Origin of the sequence: Methanoregula sp., from assembly GCF_049686655.1 — an archaeon.
Lineage (GTDB): Archaea > Halobacteriota > Methanomicrobia > Methanomicrobiales > Methanospirillaceae > Methanoregula.
The window spans coordinates 53,826-71,263 of record NZ_JBAVIG010000045.1; the positions used below are offsets into that span (position 1 = coordinate 53,826).

The following is a 17,438-nucleotide window of genomic DNA, read 5'->3' on the forward strand; positions in this document are numbered from 1 at the left end:
AAATTTTTGCACTGTAGAAATCCTAATCCAAAATAAGTTGTACCGATGACCGGAAGATCAAAGGTACATTGTCTCCTTACCAGAATGTGTGTTCAAAAAGCAAGGAGACAACAAGAAGATTAGCGAGCCGGAATATCAGGTTTATCCGTGCCGCATTTTCGGTAGTGAAAGCCATCCGGATAACCCCCTATTCCAGTAAATATTCGAAAAAGATCTACACCCAGTATCAACTTCTCGTCCTGATACTCTTCAAAGAGGTTCTGTTAACTTGGCATGGGATGGATAATTTTCTTCTTCGGAGAAACGTTTTTATCCATCAACAAGTTAACAGAACCATCGCGAATATATTCAGCGTCTCTTGTCACAGTTTCGGGTTGAACCGGTATCCGCTTTTCGGGATTATGATCTCGAACCGGACACCTTTATGCGGTTGTCCTGTTTCCCGGAAGGTAATGCCGGTGAGAGAAAGGATCTCGCGTGAGAGAAAAAGACCAAGTCCGGTGTGCTTCCCGAACCCCCTGGTGAAGAGAAGGTCCCGGTCCTCAGCCATGATGCCCATCCCGTCATCCTCGTATACGAGCAGGCCGCCTTCTTCCGATTCGGTAAAGGAGAACCCGATTCTGGTTACATGACCGCCGTGCCTGAGTGAGTTCTCGATCAGGTTGTAAAAGACTTTTGCGATCAGGGGATCGGCATATACTTCCACTCCGCTCACCGTAATGGCAAGGATCACCGAAGCGAGAGGGAGCTGTGATGCCGAAGATCGGATGGTGAGTGAAACATCCTGCCATCGCGGCGCATTCACACCGATATCCTCGTAGAACCGCGTGAACTTAATCTGGCGGCCGATCGCTTCTGCCGCCTTTTCTTCCCGGGAGATGAATCCTGCAAGTTTCGGATCTTTCTCCTCCTCTTTTGAGAGGGCGAGGTAGGCGTGCAGCACGGTGAGCTGGTTCAGGATATCGTGCCGGGTGATCGACGAGAGAAACGTGAGTTTTTTATTCGCAAGCTGCAACGCTTTCTCGACCGTCCTCCGTTCATCTTCGACCGAGACGGCTTTTGCAAGGAACGAGAGGATCTCCAGATCCCGCGGTGAGGGCGAATAGGTATCCTGGTATACCACGCAGAGGGACCCCAGGAATTTCTCCCCGATTTTTACCGGAATACCAACATATGTCTTCAACTGATACCGTTTGACATTCGGATCGGTGTCCGCATAGGTGGAGTCAGGAAGATTGGTAATTATCATTGGAGAAAGACCACCATTCAGGATCACATCGTTGCAGATGTGTCCTTCCGGCTTATCGCAGGAGGCGAATGCCGGAGGCGTATTCCACATCCCCAGTGAACACAGCATGCCCCCTTCAAGCCGGTTGTATAGGGCACAGGTCCCCTGCAACATCTTACCGGCAAGCCCGGTCAGAATATTGATATTGCGGAGGGGGTCAGGAGTGAATGCAAGAAACGCATCGTTTACTTCAGATAACCGCTCTTCAGCCCGTTTTCGATCGGTGATGTCAACGATGATGCCCCGAAGCCCGGTGATCCTGCCATCCGCGACAATCGGCGACGAGTAGATGGAGATGGGAAACGTGCTGCAGTCTTTCCGCATGGCCATATATTCGCCAGTATGTTCCTTCCCTCCCTTTCCTTCAACCATTGCGCGGAAATCCACCGAGACCCGTTCCAGATCATAGGGGGCGAACATCTGCATGACGTTAAGTCCTTGCCTGAAGTCATCTTCCGTATACCCGAATCGTTCGAATGCAATGTGGTTCGCGTATGTCAGGTTACCATCGATATCCGCTTCATAGACGACCTGGGGCAGAAGATCTGATAGCTCGCGGAACCGCTTCTCGCTTTCCTGCAATGCTACTTTAGTTGCCTTTTCCTCAGTAATATCCAGACCTACCGACTGGTATTCGGTAATCGTTCCGGAATGATCGAAGATCGCACGGTCGCTCCACCGCAGCCATCGTATTGCGCCATCTGGCATGATGATCCGGTGTTCAATGACATTCACCGGGTGGTCTGGCGTTAAGGATGCAAAGAACCGTTTCACGCGTTTTTGATCTTCAACAGGTATATTCGGCTTGAACCAATGGCCGAGGATCTCGTCGCGTTTCAGATCGTAATACCGACAGTAGGCTTCATTGACGAAGACATGGGTGCCATCCGGTAAGAACCGGGAGATGAACTCAGTCTGGTCCTCGACTACGTTCCGGTACCGTTCCTCACTCTCCCGCAATGCTTTCGCCATTTGCCTGCGCTCGATCGCCAGTTTGATCTTGTGTTCGAGTTCTACGAACTGGGCTGTGGGGTTTCCTCCTTTCTGGAGGTAGAAATCGGCATTATTGGCGAACGCTTCAATGACAACCTCTTCCCTGCCCCGGCCGGTGAAGAGAATGAACGGCAACTCCGGGTAGGCAGTTCTGATGTACTTGAGAAATACGATTCCGTCCATCACCGGCATCTGGTAATCGGATACTATGCAGTCGAATGACGTTGTTTTCAGCTTCTCGATTGCTTCGCCAGCTGAGGTCAGTCTCTCGACAGTAAAGGAGCCGGAGTGCTCAAGAAATGTCTTTCCCAGATCGAGGAGGATCTGTTCATCATCGACATAGAGGACAGAATATTGGGTCATTGTTCTTGATGTGTTTACGGTTACCCCGTTAAGGATGGATTGTTCCGGTGGTTGCAGGCCGATTATCCTGCAGAGTACTGGATCATAGTAATGGGTACGCAGGGTATTTTTAAGTGATGGATCGGGGGAACATGGATCCAGAGGTTCTGTTGCATCTACAGTTGATATGCTAATTCTTCCGAGGTGAAAAATCCGTAATCACCTGTAGATGCAACAGCACCGAAGAACGGGGATGGTTCTTAAACTGCGATCGTTTGCCGGGAAGAGGAGGAAATAGCGGATGCACCGGGACATTATGGCAGGACCACAGAACCTTTGATAGGGATCACTCCCCAGAGGTTCCCTTTCACCCTTCCCTCGATATGGACTGTGATTCCTGGAGGGACATGTCCGGGGGTCTTTACAATAAGCGAAAAAACCGCCAGCATCCCTCTTCCCGCACCTTCCATATCCGCAGGAGGCATAGGTGGAAATATTTCCCAGAACATATCGTGCTCATTTTTGAGCATCCCCTGGTATTCCAGCAAAAGACTGGCGGGTATATCGAAAGAGTACCCGGTTTTTGTGCTGTACGCACCGGTAATTTGTTCCCCGGGGCCAACCGTGATCCCGAACCGGTTTCCCTCCGGTTCCCTATGAGTTTTTCGGCCCTGTGCGGCAGATGGCAGAAAAACCAGGCTCCGGGACAGGGAGATCACATCGCCGCCGTTTTCAATAATGGCGGAAATAGTGCCCTTGTCTTTTGGGGAATAATCGAGAATTGTTATCCCGGGGGAAAACGCAACATCGATTGTTCCGTTGATAAAACGGGTGGTTGACGGATCGCCAAGGCGCATGCTCATCATGAGTATCACGGTATGGAAATCGTGGGCAGCCATCTCCGGCCTGCGGTCGGGATTTTTCAGGAGAATGTGTTCAATCACTTCACCAGGAGTACGGGTTGCTATTTTTGTTACATAGACAATCGCATTTGGCCCGGACAGACCCTCCTCGTGGGAGGTGGGGGATTGAGAATGGGGAACAGATGGTCCAAAACCCGCGTGGTTCCCGGGAAGTGGCTGATAGGCGTCCTTCATCAGTATCGCAGAAGACATTCCAATCTCAGACAATAATGTCACTTCAACGGATTCTACTGAAACACCGGTATCTGCCATGAACGGTCCTCAGTATCTCTTGAAAGAGGAGATCTGATAAAGAATTGCATGAAACCCGGCCGCGAGAAAGTAGTTGCGAAGGCTAAAAAGACGAGATCATCCACTGCCCCGGCAGGGCCGGTGTTCCGGCAGAATGAAACGAACGCCGGTTTCCTCAAACGTGCAACGTGTCCTGGCTTAACATATATACAAAAAATAGAAAGTAAGGCAAAGTTTAAAGAACAGGAAGAAGAATTGCACGTTTAAATGGTTACCGGTGATGTCCAGCTGAAAGAACAACAGCTGACGGAAGCAATTGAACGGTTGAAAAAAGACCTCGATGAGAAAACACTTCTTGCAGAGGAGCGGCTTAACCGGCTGAAATACCTCCAGTCAGATTTTGATAATTACCGCAAATGGTCAGAGAAAGAGAAAGCAGCGATAATCGCGCTCGCCAATGAGAACCTGATCAAAGACCTCCTTGTTATCCTCGATGATTTCGAACGGGCGCTGCCGTCCCTCGAACAGGAAAAAAACATCGAAGGGATCTCTATGGTACAGAAAAAATTCTTAAAAATCCTGGCCGGTTATGGACTGCAGCCCATCGATTGCCATGGGAAAAAATTTGATCCGAATTTCCATGAGGTGCTCTGCAGGGAGCAATGCGACAGGGAACCTGATACGATTCTCAGTGAGATCGGACGAGGCTACCAGCTGAAATCGAAGGTCATCCGGCCATCGAAAGTTGTGATTGCAGAAAACACGGGAGAAGACAAAGGTGAGAACCATGGGTAAAGAGAAGATTATCGGAATCGATCTTGGGACTTCGAACAGTGAAGGTGCAGTGATGCTCGGCGGCAAACCGACCATTATCCCGTCTGCGGAAGGCGCAACGGTTGCCGGGAAGATGTTTCCCTCGTATGTAGCATTCACACCGGACGGACAACTCCTTGTGGGAGAACCGGCCCGGCGGCAGGCAGTGAGCAATCCTGAAGGTACGGTCACTGCTGCAAAACGCAGGATGGGATCGGATCATATCTACCGGATTTATGGTAAGGAATACACGCCCCAGCAGATCTCCGCATTCCTCCTGCAGAAGATAAAACGGGATGCGGAAGCATTCCTTGGGGAACCGGTGACCAAGGCCGTGATCACGGTTCCCGCCTACTTCAATGACAACCAGAGGACAGCAACAAAAGATGCAGGCAAGATTGCGGGGCTCGATGTGGTCCGGCTGGTCAATGAGCCTACGGCAGCATCGATGGCGTACGGCCTCGATCGCAGCGGGGAGTACAAGATCCTTGTTTTTGACCTTGGCGGCGGAACGCTCGATGTGACCATCATGGAGTTCGGCGGCGGAACGTTTACGGTCCTCGCCACCTCCGGCGATACCCAGCTGGGCGGCACGGATATGGACAATGCAATATTTGAATGGATTGCCGACGAGTTCAAGAAACTCGAGGGGATCGATCTCCGGACTGACAAGATGGCGGTCAACCGGGTAAAGGAAGCGGCGGAAAAAGCAAAAATCGAGCTCTCCACCGTGCTGGAGACCGAGATCAATATGCCCTATGTCTCCGCCACGCAGGCAGGCCCAAAACACCTCTCCATGAAACTGACCCGGGCGAAACTCGAACAGCTGATCGAACCGATCACCCGGCGGTGCATCCAGCCGTTCGAACAGGCATTGAAAGATGCAAACCTGACCAAGAACGATATCCAGAAAGTGATCCTTGTCGGCGGGCCGACCAGGATGCCCGTAGTCCAGAAATTCATCGAGGACCACGTGGGCAGGAAGGTAGAGCGGGGGATCGATCCCATGGAATGCGTTGCCACCGGTGCCGCGATACAGGGAGCGATCCTCGGCGGCGAGATCACGGACATGGTGCTCCTGGATGTTACGCCCCTGACTCTTGGCCTCGAGACCCTCGGGGGGGTGAGGACAGCGCTGATTGATCGGAACACCACGATCCCTACGAAGAAGAGCCAGATCTTCTCCACGGCAGCGGATTTCCAGACCTCCGTCACTGTCCACGTACTCCAGGGGGAACGCCCCATGGCAGCAGACAACGTGAGCCTCGGGCAGTTCAATCTCGTCGGCGTTCCCCCGGCGCCACGGGGTGTCCCCCAGATTGAAGTCTCGTTCGATATCGATGCATCGGGTATCCTGAATGTCTCTGCAAAGGATCTCGGGACCGGTAAAGAGCAGAAGATGACCATCACCGCATCGACAAAGCTGGCAGAATCCGATGTCAAAAAGATGGTGAACGAGGCAAAACAATACGAAGAGCAGGATAAACAAAGGAAAGAGGAGGTCGAGGTCCGCAATACTGCAGACTCCACGGTCTATACGGCCGAGAAGACCAAATCCGACCTGGCCGGAAAGATCAGTGCCGATCTCATCGATAAAGTGAATGCAGCGATAGTTGCAGTAAAGGCAGCACTGGAAGGAAAGGATACTGCAAGGATCAAGGCGGAGATGGAAAAACTCCGGACCGTGCTGGGAGAGGCTGGTTCTGCCGTGTACCAGGAAGCTTCCCGGCAGCAGGCACAGGCACAGGCCGGCCCTGCAGAAAATGAAGGCCCCCGCCAGGAATCGACCGGCCCGGGTGGGGAAAAAGTCGTGGATGCCGATTTCAAGGTAAAGGATGAGAAATAGTCCTTTTTTTAATACACCATGGCAGAGAAAAACTACTACGAGATCCTCAGCGTAAAAAAAGAAGCATCGCAGGATGACATCAAGAAGTCATTCCGCCAGCTTGCACGGAAATATCACCCGGACCTCAACAAAGGGAGCAAAGAAGCCGAGGAGAAATTCAAGGAGATCAACGAGGCCTACCAGGTATTAGGCGATCCCCAGAAAAAAGCCCAGTACGACCAGGTCGGCCACGCGGAATTCCGGCCCGGGGACTCTGCCGGGTACAAACCGCCCAGTTACGATGACCTTTTCCGGGACTTTGGCCTGGGGGATATTTTCGATGCATTTTCCGGTGTATCCCCACGGGCCGCCCGGCAGCGCAGCGGTGCGGATCTCCGGTACGAGATCGATATTTCCCTTGCAGATGCATTTTCAGGAACGAAAAACATGGTCGGCGTGCCGCATCATTTCGCCTGCGGGACCTGCCATGGCACGGGCGCAGAACCGGGTTCTGTGCGGGACTGCCCGGCATGCAAGGGGACCGGCGAGATCCGCAGCGTGCAGATGAGCGGCAACCGCCAGATGGTGAATATCGCGGTCTGCCCGGCATGCAGGGGCCAGGGAAAATTGATCGACAGGCCCTGCCCGGCATGCAAAGGGAAAGGTACGGTACAAAAGACCCGGAGGATCGAAGTCTCGGTCCCCCGCGGCGTGGAAGATGGCCAGTTCCTGCGGATTCCCGGTGAGGGGGAGCCGGGCGAGAACCATGGACCTCCCGGCGACCTGTATGCGGTCATTCATATCCGGCCGGACCGGACGTTCGAACGCAAAGGTGCAGACCTCTACAGCTCCGTGACGATCGGGATCGGCACTGCTCTTCTTGGCGGTGAGGTGGAGGTACCCACCATCACGGGCACGGCGCATCTGAAGATCCCCCCGGGAACCCAGAGCCACACGATCTTCCGGCTCAGGGAGCAGGGAATGCCGTTCCTGAATTCAGACAGCCGTGGGGACCTGCTGGTCAGGGCGCTCGTGAAGATTCCGGAAAAATTGTCAAAGAAACAGGAAGAACTGGTAAAAGAAGCGTTTGCCAGTGAAAAATAAGAGTGCATGCCAGGTTTTTTCCAGGGAAACGGGGAGATCCCTGAACCGTGTACAGGTCGTTACTGACTTCGTTGTCACCCGTTGAAGGACATTGCTGATGTGACACTGCCGGATGAGAAGTATCGGGCGGACGGGAATAATACTCCTGACCTGTATCCGTTGAAGAACCACCGGCCATCACAGGGTTTTTTTGGACATATCTTCCATCAGCTCCAGCTGGATCTTCTGGATCTCGAGGAGCCGCTCCCCCTGGTTGATGAGGAGGTGATCGATCTTCCTATGCAGCTGGTGGATTTCCATCTCGGCGTTGAGGTTCACCTGGTAATCGTGCTCGGCATTCATACGGTCCCGGTCCTCCTGCCGGTTCTGGCTCATGATGATGACAGGCGCCTGGATCGCCGCAAGGGCCGAGAGGACGAGGTTGAGCAGGATGAACGGGTACGGATCGAACGGCCTGAGCACGAGGACGATGGTGTTAATACCGATCCATACGAGAAAGACTGCCGTGAAGATGGTGATGAATGTCCAGCTCCCGGCAAAATCGGCGAGATGATCTGATACACGGTCCCCGAAGCTCAGCTGCCGGTCGAATTCGATATTGATATTTTTCGCCGTCATTTCGTGATCTTTCATGCTTTGCATGATATTCTCTTCCAGCGAGGAGAGCTCATCCTTCTCCGTATCAAGGATCTCCCGCACATACTGTGCCCTGAACCGGTTCAGGTCGGCACTGCAGATGTAGCCTTCCCGTGACCACCCGGGACATTCCTTACGGATTACATCCGTGATCGATGCATGGATCGATCCCGCTGGCACGACCTCGTTCTGTTTCCTCTGTTCCCCGCAGACCTGGCAGGGAACCGTTTCCTGATCCGCCATCCTATTTCCTCTATCAACGATCAATGGATCTGCGATCATATATAGGGAAAGGAACCTTAAGCAACGGACCGGGGGACAGGGCGGGAAGTCAGCGGCCGGGAGATCTATGGGGACCCGCTGCCCGGGAGTGTTCTACAAGCTCTTCGAAAATGCCGTGCGGTATGCCGCCCCCGGCCCGGGATACGGTTCTCTGCGGGCGAAGAACCGGGCCGGTTCCTGCGGGTCTGCGGGGATAACGGGCCCGGCATGGCTGCAGAGGACAAGGAGAAGATCTTCCAGCGGGGATTTGGGAAGAATACCGGCGCCTCGGCCGGTTCCTGGTCCGGGAAATCCTCTCCACCACCGGGATCACCCTCCGCGAGAATGGCACGGAGGGAGAAGCCAGTTCGGGATGGCCACACCTGCCAGGGCGTACCTGAACAGCAGGACGGGCTAAGCTGTCGGGCCCTGCCTGAAAGAAAAGTTTAAAATTTTCCGGTTACAGGTAACGGTTTTTCCGCAGCCATTCTGTCTGCGGCTTGAGGTACCGGTAGATGATATCGCATTTCTCGTCCTGGAAACTCCAGGGGACGACGATGACGGTGTCCCCTTCCCGGATCCAGGCCCGTTTCTTGATCTTCCCCTTGATCCTGCCCATCCGGGTGACCCCGTCCATGCACTGGACGCGGATATGGTTTGCCCCGAGCATAGTCTCGGCAAGGGCAAACTGCTCCTTGGCCCATTTCTTTGGCAGCCGCACGCGTGCTACGGGAGTACCGTCAGGATTCATTGCATTCGGATCCACTGCTGCTTCGTTATTTTTCTTATGAAAACCACTCATTCAACCAACTACGTATTGTACTACTATTGGCGGCTGACATGTTGAAGGTATATATCAGGAATGGTGGGGAACGGAGATATGAAACCGCTGAAACACGGCTGCGGCTGGCATGAACCGGTCCGTTATCACACGGTTATCATTGTTACCGGGCAAGACTCACTCCGGTGCGGACCCGCCGGACCCCCGGAAATCAAACCGGGATCTTCCGGACAGATACATCTATGAACCCACGCAGCAATTGTCACGCATCACAGCAGCGTGATACAGTAATACACATACATCGTTGCGCCGCAACATCCCAGGGAACCTGGTACGGTGGGGAGGATCTGTTCCGGAGTCCCGTTTTTCACGAGCGAGATTGGAGGATCATCAGCGTGCATGAAGCAGAAGAACCGGTAACCGGGACCCCGGACGATTCGGCAATACACCCCAGTATAAACAGGGAAGGCTTTTTTGGTAACCAGGAGAGCATTCCCGGAAAAACCAGATAAACAGAGGTAGGAAATGTCACAACAACTTGGCGGCCAGCAGGTCATCATTCTCAGGCAGGGAACGCAGCGGACCCGTGGGCAGGAAGCCCAGAACAGCAACATCGCCGCCGCAAAGGCAGTAGCAGCCGCGGTCCGTTCAACACTTGGGCCAAAAGGCATGGACAAGATGCTCATTGACGGCATGGGCGATATCACCATCACCAACGACGGCGCGACCATCCTGCAGCAGATGGACATCGAGCACCCTGCCGCAAAGATGATGGTCGAGATTGCAAAGACCCAGGACAAGGAAGTCGGCGACGGCACGACATCCGCCGTTGTGCTGGCCGGGGAACTCCTGAAAAATGCGGAGAACCTCCTTGAACAGCGGATCCACCCGACGGTTATTGCCGAGGGATACCAGCAGGCTGCGGCAAAATCCATGGAGATACTCACCGGGATCGCAATTACCGTGAAACCGGGCGATCACGCGATGCTCAAAAAAGTCGCCGAAACGGCGATCAGCGGCAAGGGCGCAGAGGCGTACAAGGACCTGCTCTGCGACATCGTCGTGAAGGCCATCACCCGGGTCACCGATCCTGATGGCACCGTCGATATCAAGCACGTGAACGTGCAGAAGAAAGTCGGGGGCGCGATCGAGGATACCGTGATGATCGAGGGCATGGTCATAGACAAGGAACGGGCGCACCCGGCCATGCCAAAGGAAGTCAAAGACGCAAAAGTTCTCCTCCTCAACGCGGCACTCGAATACAAGAAGACCGAGGTCAACGCAAAGATCAACATCACCCGGCCCGAGCAGGTGCAGGCATTCCTCGATGAGGACGGGCAGATGGTGCACGACATGGCGGACAAGGTGATCAAAACCGGCGCCACCGTAGTCTTCTTCCAGAAGGGAATCGATGACGTGGCCCAGCACTACCTGGCAAAGGCCGGGATCCTTGCCGTCCGCCGTGTCAAGAAGAGCGACATGGACAACCTCTCGCGGGCTACCGGCGCGGCGATTGTCAGCAGCATCGACGCAATCACGCCGGCCGATCTCGGGGCTGCCGGCCATGTCGAGGAGAAGAAACTCTCCGGGGCAGAGATGATCTTTGTCTCGAAATGCAAAAATCCCAAGGCGGTCTCCCTGATCATCCGGGGCGGGTCGGAACACGTGGTCGATGAACTTGAACGGGCAGTCCACGATGCCCTTATGGTCGTCAGTGTTGTCGTCCAGGACAAGTTGATCGTTGCGGGTGGCGGGGCTCCCGAGATCGAGCTCTCGCTTCAGCTCCACCGGTATGCCGCAACCCTCGGGGGCCGGATCCAGCTGGCCATCGAGGCATTCGCAAAGGCGCTCGAGATCATTCCGCGAACGCTTGCAGAAAATGCCGGCCTCGACCCCATCGATATGATCGTAGCGATCCGGGCAGAGCACGAAGCGGGAAAGAAGACATTCGGTCTCGATGTCTACGAGGGCAAACCGGTCGATATGCTGAAGGCCGGCGTAGTTGAACCCCTGCGGGTGAAGACGCAGGCAATTGCAAGCGCTGCCGAGGCTGCGGTCATGATCCTGCGGATCGACGACGTCATCGCATCGTCCAGGGCATCCGGTCCTGCCGGGGGAATGCCACCGGGAGGAATGGGCGGAATGCCGCCGGGAATGGGTGACTACTAGGTATGGTAGTCGTACCATCTGAAAACAGGTTCGCCGGAGGATCCGCATGACGGTCCTCGTACGATTCGCACAGTCGGGTTCGTTCCATGCAGGGGAGTTCAAATCCCTTGATCTCGACAAAATTTCCGATATCAGGATCTCCCGCCAGCGGAATACCTGCGAGCTGCTTGCCACTACCCCGGAAAATCCCCAGCCGAACACGCCGTATATGATCGCACGGAGGGACAAGGAGTATGAGTTGCAGGCGATATTGCAGGAACTCCAGCAGCTCAAACAGGGAAAGAAGGAAGTTATCTACGAGATAACCGATACCGAAGCACGCATAGTACCAAAATAGCCGGGTTTCTCCGGTTCATTCATTTTTCCGGATATTCTCCCGGCGCACAACAGCCATCTCGCTTTCGGAGATCTGGACGAGATCGGTGCCACAGACAGGACAGCGCCCGGTCTGTTTCCCTTTCACTTCCTTATACTCCCGTTTGCAGACAGGACAGTAATTCACAGTATCCTGATGTACGCCCTACCGTATAACAGTTTAGCCGGGTGTTTCACCCGGTGCACTCTTTTCCCGGCATGTACTGAGGTCACTTGCGACAGGGACGATGGCATAATGTGTACCCGAAAACCATACAGGATTATGATCGCGTGGGGATGCCAGGGATCGTTCGGTTATATCGACGGGTGTACCGGATTTTAAAAGATGCTATTCATATAAGCATAACGATAATCCGGGTTTACGGTAATAAAACAGCCCTCATGGCCTTACCCGCAGGCAAAAATGGCACGCGGAATTATATCATGGCAGTCATTGATTGCATTTTTTGTTTTCAGGCGAAATATTTATTAAATATTTATTATAAGTAGCACACGTGCTTTATCAAACCAAGATCCCTGAAGGTGGTCCCGATAATATCAGTGCTCTTTGTGGACGACGAGTCTGCAATCCTTGATATCTGCAAACGGTACCTTGAGCAGACAACAGAATTTTCTGTAACCACCGCAGTGTCAGCTTCGGCTGCGCTGGACCTGGTAAAATCCGACGGGATCCAGGCCATCGTATCTGATTACCAGATGACGGGAATGGATGGCATTACGTTTTTAAAACAGGTACGGGCTGTAGATAAAACCATCCCGTTTATTTTGTTTACCGGGAGGGGCAGGGAAGAGATCGCTGTCGAAGCCTTTGAGAACGGTGCGGACTTTTATCTCCAGAAAGGCGGGGACCCGACGTCGCAGTTTACCGAGCTTGTCCACAAGATCAGGACCGCAGTCGACCACGTCAGGGACGAGGCGCAGATCGCAACCCTCAACCGGCTTTATTCGGTCATTTCTGCGACCAACAAGGCAATTATTCATATTCATGATAAAAAGGAACTGCTGAACGAGATATGCCGGATTGCTGTCGCGAACGGCGGCTTTACTATGGCGTGGGCGGGACTTGCCAACAGGGAAAAACATCTCATTGAACCCGTTGCTGCGGCGGGTCGCGTGGAAGGTTACCTTGATACGATCTCACTATCTACGGACGACATACCTGCCATGCGGGGCCCGACCGGGACAGCATTCCGCACAGGGACATTCACGGTCTGTAATGATATCGAAAGCGATCCGGCAATGGGATCCTGGCGCGAAGGGGCACTCGGGCGGGGCTACCGCTCCCTTGCCGCATTCCCCTTCGCACGCGATACCGGAAGTGCCGGGGTCATTACATTCTATGCCACAGAACCGGGATTTTTTAATGACCGTATCATCAGGCTCCTCGATGAACAGTCCGGGGATATCTCGGATGCTTTCCAGAACCTGGACCATGAAGAGCAGAGAGTCGCTGTCGAACGTGAACTGAAAAATTCAGAACTCAGGTACCGGCGGCTGTTCCAGACGGCCCAGGACGCGATCCTGATCCTTGACGGGGAGAGCGGAGTTTACCCAGAGCGGAAAACTTCACAAAACCGAGAAGACAGTAACCGTGCTCAGGGCCGTTGCCAGCTGGATTGTTGATCTCGAAGAGAGTACCCGAAAGGGCTGATAAAAGACTATTCTTTTTGTTGAACGTGATGACCCAAAGGAGAATCCTCAAGTGCAGAGGGACTTCACGCAGGCATCCCGGTAAAAGCGTGTGTGTGGCAACAATGCCCGGGATCATACACCGCTTCCAGTTCACTCCAGGGTAAGCCCGGTAATTTCCCTGCAATCGTTCACAGGCACGCTTACATTATACCAGACAGGAAAACCAGGATGATGCACACACCGGCAGCTGCACCACCGATCCAGAACCACCGGGTCTGCCAGAACGAGGGGGCATCCATGAAATCGCACCAGCACGAGTGATCCTCGTCCCTCCCGTCAAGCCACTCCATCCAGGTCAGGGTCACATCCGGTTCCTGCAGAAAGTTGTTCCCTGCGGGGAATGGAATTGCCGGTACCATGGGGTGTGAGCGGCATGTCCTGCCGGTCCGGTGACGGGCGGGATATGCATCAGAGCAGCCCCCGGGCCCCATCGATAAGTTCTATCGTATAATGGTGGGGATAATCGCATTTCCGGAAAGGGGAGGTTCCTATAATGTAGAACCCGAAACGGGATTCGCGGATGCGGTTGGTATACAGGAAGTTCAGCATCGCGCTGATCGACTGGGAGGATTTCCGCGACAGGTGATGGAACAGGGCAATATCCCGTGAAGTTACCACCGCCCTGCTTATCTTGCGGGAGAGCAGATAGGCACAGATAAAGTGTGCGCACTGGTATCTCCTCGTCGCATCTGTCCGTACATGTCCCATTTTTACCTCCTTTTTTGTGTTTCTCATGCCCATTTGGTTCTTCTGGGGATATAGCTGTGTATTGTTGCTAAAATCCGGAAAAAACTGAAAATCCGTGCCGGAATTCCTGTGTATTCCGGGACGGACCCGGGACACATGAACCCTGCCGCCGGTGCCATGAGGCGTTTGTACCTTGTATCCGGTCGGGTAGATTCAACATATCACAAACCGCATTATAGTAACGTGGAAAAAATATACAACAGTGTGCAGACCGGTACCGGTGTCTCAATGGACTGGATGGATGGAAAACATAAACACAACGAACACTTCTCGTTTCCGGAACTGACATCCATGAGGATCCCGGTACAGGATCTCATCAGCAATCCCGAGCTCTTCAGGATCGACCTGCAGGAGCACAAAATCTATATAAGCCAGGTAGGGCGGAGCTCGTATTAGACGGGGAGTTCCCCCGGGCATCAGCACTCATATCATACTTCTTTTTCAATCCGTCAGGGCCCGGTGTGCCATTGTACCGTTACCCTGCAACCCTTACAGGAACGCGGAAGATCTTCTGATGTTCAGGTATTGAGGCGGGAGGATCATGGCAGGCGTATTCCCCTTCCCTGATGTGCGGGAGGGTTCACCTGCGCCGGGGGAGTTCCCCGGACATTGTGTATCCTGCAATAATTCAGCCGCTTTTTCGTCCAGGATTCCGGATGAAGGCTGGAGCCGGTCATGCCCCCGCCCTCGTCCTTGGAAAACTCAATCATTAGTCCCTTCCACGGTATGAGTGGGAGAGATCTGCGGCTGGCCCATCTATCCCGTCCGGACTGAAGTACCGGCGATCATTTTCGTCCGGTTTTGCCGGGATTGAAAAAGACCGGGCATCACTGAGGGTGTACCCGGTATTTTGGAATGCATAGTTCCGGAACCTGGACAACACCCCACGTATCGTGGGGGCGTTCCGGGAGATGACGGGTAAGGGCGGCAATCGCTGTTCGCGAATAGTTATTCAGCTATTACCTACCACCTTACTGAAGCAAAATATACCTGAGATGTGCCCGATGTATTCAGTCCTTTATGTAGATGACGAAAAACTGCTTCTGGATCTGTGCCGGACGTATCTCGAGAAGACCGGGGACTTTACAGTTGACACAACGGATTCGGTGCCTGCTGCCCTTAAAAAAATAAAGGACACCGCGTATGATGCGATCGTCTCCGATTACCAGATGCCGGAGACAGACGGCTTGACATTCTTAAAAGAGATCCGATCGCAGTCCGGGGACATCCCTTTCATTCTTTTCACCGGAAAGGGGCGCGAAGAGATCGTGATCGATGCGATTAACAACGGGGCCGACTTCTATATCCAGAAAGGCGGTGCTCCCGACTCGCAGTTCGCCGAACTTGCCCATAAGATCCGGAAGGCAGTCGAGCGGAGGAAGGCGATAGAAGATCTGAGGGAAAACGAATCCCAGCTCAGGCTCCTCAAGGTTTCGGTGGACTGGGCATCCGACGATGTGTACTGGCTTGATTTTGAAGGGAAGATCCTGTACGCAAACGAGTCGGCCTGCAGGAACACCGGATACTCGCGGGAAGAGTTCCTGGCGATGACGGTCTTCGACCTTGACCCGGATTTCACCCGAGGAATGTGGGACAGGTCCAAGAGGATCCTCAAAGAGAGAAAAACGAATATTTTCACGACCCGGCACCGGCACAAGGACGGAACGATTGTCGATGTAGAAATAATGACCAATTATGTTTCAAAAGAGGGCAGGGATTTCAGTTTTGCCTTCGCCCGCGATATTACCCGGCGAAAACTGGCCGAAGATGCACTGCGGGAGAGCGAAGAGAGATACCAGCTCCTTGCAGAATCGTCGCTGGACGGTATTCTCGTCACCGATCTCGAAGGCCGGATCCTCACCGCAAATCATGCGTGCCTCGCCATGTACGAAGTCGACGGTACTTCCGGTCGCCTCCCGTTGACCGTATTTGACACGGTTGCACCGGATTCACTGGATGCTGCCAGACACGATTTTTTTGCCATGAGCCCGGAACGAAAAGGCACAACACGGACATACTCCGCGATTACGGCACGGGGAAGGAAGTTGTACATAGAGACCCTCGGGAACAGGATCACGTACAAGGGAGAGCCGGCCAATATCATCTCTATCCGGGATGTAACCTGCCGGCACGAGATGGAGGAACGTCTCCGGGAGAGCGAGGAGCGGTACCGCCGGCTCATCGCGCAGTCTTTTGACGCGTTCATCATCCACCAGGAGGGAACGATCGTTGTGGCAAACGATGCCGCGGCGAGGATGGTCAAAGCAAACGGCCCCGCGGAGATGATCGGGCGGGCGGCCCTTGATTTCGTTGATCCGGCATTCTGCGGGGTTGTTCGCGAACGGATCAAAATAATGTCCGAGTCCCCGGGTACTGCGGTTCCCCTGATCGAGGAGCGGTTTCGCTGCCTTGACGGTACCACAGTCGACGTGGAAGTGATCGCAACCGGTACCGTGTTCCAGGGAAAACCGGCCCTCCAGGTCGTAGGCCGCGATATTTCCGGGCGCAAGCGGATAGAGGAGGCGCTGCGGGCCGCAAACCGGCAACTCAATCTCCTCAACAGCATCACGCGACACGATATCCTCAACAAGATCATGATCATGTCCTGTTACCTGGACCTTCTCAAAGAGAGAGAACCTAGTCCGGAGACAGGAGAAGTACTTGAGAAACTGGTTTCCAATACCCGGGCGATCGGCGAGTACATCGAATTTACAAAGATTTACCAGGACCTTGGCTCTACAGAGCCCCGCTGGCAGGAACTTTCCCAGGTACTTCCCCATACCATTATGCCCCGGGGAGTGATCCTGCAGGCCGATATTGACGGCCTGGTTGTGTATGCAGATCCAATCCTTGAGAAAATCTTCCTGAACCTCCTTGACAACACGCTGCGGCACGGGAAACATGCGACGATAATCCGTGTTTCCGCCCGGGAATCCCAAAACGGCCTGAACATCTTCTGGGAAGATGACGGGCCGGGTATTCCGGCAGAGGAGAAAGAGAAGATATTCAGGCAGGGATACGGCAAAAATACCGGCCTTGGCCTCTTCCTGACCAGGGAAATTCTTTCCATGACCGGAATTACCATCGGCGAGACCGGGGAGCCGGGGCGGGGTGCACGGTTCGAGATCCGGGTTCCAAAAGGCGGTTACCGGTACTCAACGGTCATGGACGGTTAACGGCTGACGCAGGTGACCCGGGTCCGGGCAATTTCCATCATGACGGCCGTCCCGGGGAGAAGGGCGGCAGCGCTCCCGGAGA

General features: G+C 53.9%; 16 protein-coding genes. 9 read left to right on the top strand and 7 right to left on the bottom strand.

The features are described from left to right. Positions 1–361 precede the first annotated feature (361 nt). Entirely contained in the window at positions 362–2,644 is a 2,283-nt protein-coding gene (locus tag WBL42_RS05205) for a PAS domain S-box protein (protein WP_424720205.1), read from the bottom strand. A gap of 293 nt (positions 2,645–2,937) precedes the next feature. Continuing rightward, positions 2,938–3,798 carry a hypothetical protein gene (locus WBL42_RS05210; RefSeq protein WP_424720206.1) on the bottom strand — a complete coding sequence of 287 codons (861 nt, stop codon included), beginning with the start codon at positions 3,796–3,798 and terminating at the stop codon, positions 2,938–2,940. Positions 3,799–4,044: 246 nt separating this feature from the next. Here WBL42_RS05210 and WBL42_RS05215 point away from each other — a divergent pair, with 246 nt between their 5' ends. From WBL42_RS05215 to dnaJ, 3 genes are read left to right on the top strand one after another with little or no spacing between them, the layout of a single operon-like run. Beyond that, entirely contained in the window at positions 4,045–4,572 is a 528-nt protein-coding gene (locus WBL42_RS05215; protein WP_424720207.1) for a nucleotide exchange factor GrpE, read from the top strand. Next, the gene (dnaK, locus tag WBL42_RS05220) at positions 4,565–6,436 is read left to right on the top strand and encodes a molecular chaperone DnaK (RefSeq protein WP_424720208.1); all 1,872 of its coding nucleotides are present in this window, start codon (positions 4,565–4,567) and stop codon (positions 6,434–6,436) included. Before WBL42_RS05215 ends, dnaK begins: the two co-directional genes overlap by 8 nt. Positions 6,437–6,454: 18 nt before the next feature. Next, a complete protein-coding gene (gene dnaJ, locus WBL42_RS05225; RefSeq protein ID WP_424720209.1) occupies positions 6,455–7,519 on the top strand; it encodes a molecular chaperone DnaJ in 1,065 nt (354 codons plus the stop codon). Between the two features lie 177 nt (positions 7,520–7,696). On the opposite strand, the gene WBL42_RS05230 is transcribed toward dnaJ, so the two are convergent. Next, positions 7,697–8,398, bottom strand: coding sequence for a DUF1003 domain-containing protein (locus WBL42_RS05230; RefSeq protein ID WP_424720210.1), 702 nt, complete (start codon positions 8,396–8,398; stop codon positions 7,697–7,699). A 246-nt stretch (positions 8,399–8,644) separates the two neighbouring features. Between WBL42_RS05230 and WBL42_RS05235 the strand changes: the two genes are divergently transcribed. After that, positions 8,645–8,866, top strand: coding sequence for a hypothetical protein (locus WBL42_RS05235; RefSeq protein ID WP_424720211.1), 222 nt, complete (start codon positions 8,645–8,647; stop codon positions 8,864–8,866). A gap of 10 nt (positions 8,867–8,876) precedes the next feature. Here the strand turns inward: WBL42_RS05235 and eif1A are convergent, their stop codons facing one another. Then, a complete protein-coding gene (gene eif1A / locus WBL42_RS05240; protein ID WP_424720212.1) occupies positions 8,877–9,218 on the bottom strand; it encodes a translation initiation factor eIF-1A in 342 nt (113 codons plus the stop codon). Between the two features lie 504 nt (positions 9,219–9,722). Between eif1A and thsA the strand changes: the two genes are divergently transcribed. Continuing rightward, positions 9,723–11,366: a thermosome subunit alpha gene (gene thsA, locus WBL42_RS05245; RefSeq protein ID WP_424720213.1), complete on the top strand. Its 1,644-nt coding sequence runs from the start codon at positions 9,723–9,725 to the stop codon at positions 11,364–11,366. A 46-nt stretch (positions 11,367–11,412) separates the two neighbouring features. Continuing rightward, positions 11,413–11,703, top strand: coding sequence for a hypothetical protein (locus tag WBL42_RS05250; protein ID WP_424720214.1), 291 nt, complete (start codon positions 11,413–11,415; stop codon positions 11,701–11,703). A gap of 15 nt (positions 11,704–11,718) precedes the next feature. Here the strand turns inward: WBL42_RS05250 and WBL42_RS05255 are convergent, their stop codons facing one another. Then, positions 11,719–11,868 (bottom strand): heavy metal-binding domain-containing protein, encoded by a 150-nt coding sequence (locus WBL42_RS05255; RefSeq protein ID WP_424720215.1) that lies wholly within the window; start codon positions 11,866–11,868, stop codon positions 11,719–11,721. Positions 11,869–12,281: 413 nt separating this feature from the next. Here WBL42_RS05255 and WBL42_RS05260 point away from each other — a divergent pair, with 413 nt between their 5' ends. Further along, on the top strand, positions 12,282–13,364 hold the full coding sequence (locus WBL42_RS05260; RefSeq protein ID WP_424720216.1) for a response regulator: 1,083 nt from the start codon (positions 12,282–12,284) through the stop codon (positions 13,362–13,364). Positions 13,365–13,573: 209 nt separating this feature from the next. Here the strand turns inward: WBL42_RS05260 and WBL42_RS05265 are convergent, their stop codons facing one another. Next, positions 13,574–13,738: a hypothetical protein gene (locus tag WBL42_RS05265; RefSeq protein ID WP_424720217.1), complete on the bottom strand. Its 165-nt coding sequence runs from the start codon at positions 13,736–13,738 to the stop codon at positions 13,574–13,576. Between the two features lie 103 nt (positions 13,739–13,841). Next, on the bottom strand, positions 13,842–14,141 hold the full coding sequence (locus WBL42_RS05270; RefSeq protein WP_424720218.1) for a hypothetical protein: 300 nt from the start codon (positions 14,139–14,141) through the stop codon (positions 13,842–13,844). Between the two features lie 267 nt (positions 14,142–14,408). Here WBL42_RS05270 and WBL42_RS05275 point away from each other — a divergent pair, with 267 nt between their 5' ends. Both WBL42_RS05275 and WBL42_RS05280 read left to right on the top strand, forming a co-directional pair. Further along, on the top strand, positions 14,409–14,576 hold the full coding sequence (locus WBL42_RS05275) for a hypothetical protein (RefSeq protein WP_424720219.1): 168 nt from the start codon (positions 14,409–14,411) through the stop codon (positions 14,574–14,576). Between the two features lie 608 nt (positions 14,577–15,184). After that, the gene (locus tag WBL42_RS05280; protein ID WP_424720220.1) at positions 15,185–17,356 is read left to right on the top strand and encodes a PAS domain S-box protein; all 2,172 of its coding nucleotides are present in this window, start codon (positions 15,185–15,187) and stop codon (positions 17,354–17,356) included. The last annotated feature ends 82 nt before the right edge of the window (positions 17,357–17,438 follow it).